The following is a 1785-nucleotide window of genomic DNA, read 5'->3' as shown; positions in this document are numbered from 1 at the left end:
CTTCCAGATCAGCGACGGCGTCGGCTGCGAGAGCTGCCACGGCGGCGCCGAACAGTGGCTCAACGCGCATGCCGACAAGAGCGTCAAGCATGCCGACAATCTCGCCAAGGGCATGTATGCGACCGACGACCCGGTGCGTCGTGCGGAACTCTGCCTGTCGTGTCACATGGGCACGAAGGACCGCATGATCACGCATCGCATCATGGGAGCGGGTCATCCCCGGCTCGCGTTCGAACTCGACACGTTCACCTGGCTCGGCCGGCCGCACTACGCGATCGACGCCGACTGGATCGAACGCAAGGGCGAATTCAGCGGCGTACGCGACTGGGCGGTCGGGCAGGGCGTCGCCGCGGCGAACCTGCTCGACCAACTGACCGATCCCAAGGCCGGCATGCAGGGCATCTTCCCGGAACTCGTGCTGTTCAACTGCTTCGCGTGCCACAAGCGCATGTCGGACAAGAGCTGGGGACCGCGTCAGGGAACGGGACTGGGACCCGGCGTCGTGCGCCTCTATGACGCGAACCTCGTGATGTTCCGCCACGTGCTCGCTGCGGTCGACACGGCGGCCGAGGCGCGCGTGCTCGAACAGACGCGCGCGCTGCATCGCGCGACGACGGAGAGCCGTGACGCGACGCTGGCGGCAGCCAGGCGCCTGCGCGCGACGCTGGCCGAACTGCTGCCGCGCGTAGCGCAGCATCGCTTCGACGAAGGCAGTCTCAAGGCGATTCTCGGCGACATCGAAGCCGATGCCGCGCGCGGCGAATACCGCGACTACGACGCCGCGGAACAGGCCGCGATGGCGGCGCAGTCGGTCATCGTCGCCTTCGAGAACACCGGCGTCATCGACAAGGCTCGCGCCGACGCGCTCAAGACGAAGCTCGACGGCGTCTATGCGGTCCTGAAAAACGAGAACGGCTATTCGATGGGCAGCTTCCAGGCGGCGCTGAAGACGCTCAGACCGTAGGTTGGGTTGAGCCGCAGGCGAAGCCCGACATCGCGGGATTTCCGCTGGCCGCATTCAAGGCGGGGTATCGGCGTTCGTTGCGCATGAACCCGGACCTCGGGTGAAGGTGCGTCAGCGACAGAGCCGATTCATCGCCCGGCGGTCGTCTTTTGGCACGGCCTCGATGTTGGGCTTCGCCCGTGGCTCGCCCCAACCTGCGCGAAGGTCATTCAGCGCCGGCGGATCAGCACCACCGTGACGTTGTCCGAGCCGCCGCCGTCGAGCGCGGCAAGGATCAGATGGTCGACGCATTCCTGTGCGGAGAGTTCCGCGCGCGCAAGGATCGTCGCGATCTGCGCGTCTTCCACTTCTTCGGTGAGTCCGTCGCTGCAGAGCAGGATCTGCATGCCGGGCTGCAGCGTACCGGTGATGGTCTCCACGCGCAGGCTCTGCGGATCGGTCACGCCGAGCGCCTGCGTGACGACGTTGCGGTGCGGGTGCGTGCGTGCCTGTTCGGCGGTGATCGCGCCCTGCTCGATGAGCTCCTGCACGTAGGAGTGATCCTGCGAGAGCTGCTTCAGCGCGCCGTTCCAGACATAGACGCGGCTGTCGCCGACCCAGGCCATCTCGAAATTGTCGCCGCTGACGTTGACCGCGGCGACCGTCGTGCCCATCGGCAGCGCCTCGGCACGTCGGCTCGAGTGGCGGATGATCTCCTCGTCGGCAAGCTGGATCGCGCGGCCGATAGGCGTGCCCTTGCGGACTTCGTCGATCAGCGTGTCGCGTGCGATCGCACTGGCGACCTCGCCGTGCTCGTGGCCGCCCATGCCGTCGGCGACGAG

2 protein-coding genes are annotated in these 1785 nt (G+C 67.1%); one reads left to right on the top strand and one right to left on the bottom strand.

Going from position 1 to position 1785, the window contains the following annotated elements:
• Positions 1 to 964: hypothetical protein (locus VLF18_RS09260; protein WP_325279340.1), on the top strand; the 964-nt coding region annotated here is incomplete at its 5' end.
• Between the two features lie 209 nt (positions 965 to 1173).
• Here the strand turns inward: VLF18_RS09260 and VLF18_RS09255 are convergent.
• Positions 1174 to 1785 (bottom strand): PP2C family protein-serine/threonine phosphatase (locus VLF18_RS09255; RefSeq protein ID WP_325279339.1); only part of this gene is annotated, 612 nt, incomplete at its 5' end.

It is taken from the genome of Tahibacter sp., from assembly GCF_035481375.1.
Taxonomy (GTDB): domain Bacteria; phylum Pseudomonadota; class Gammaproteobacteria; order Xanthomonadales; family Rhodanobacteraceae; genus Tahibacter.
Note: the sequence above shows the minus strand (reverse complement) of the source record. Positions and strands in the feature narration are given on the sequence as shown.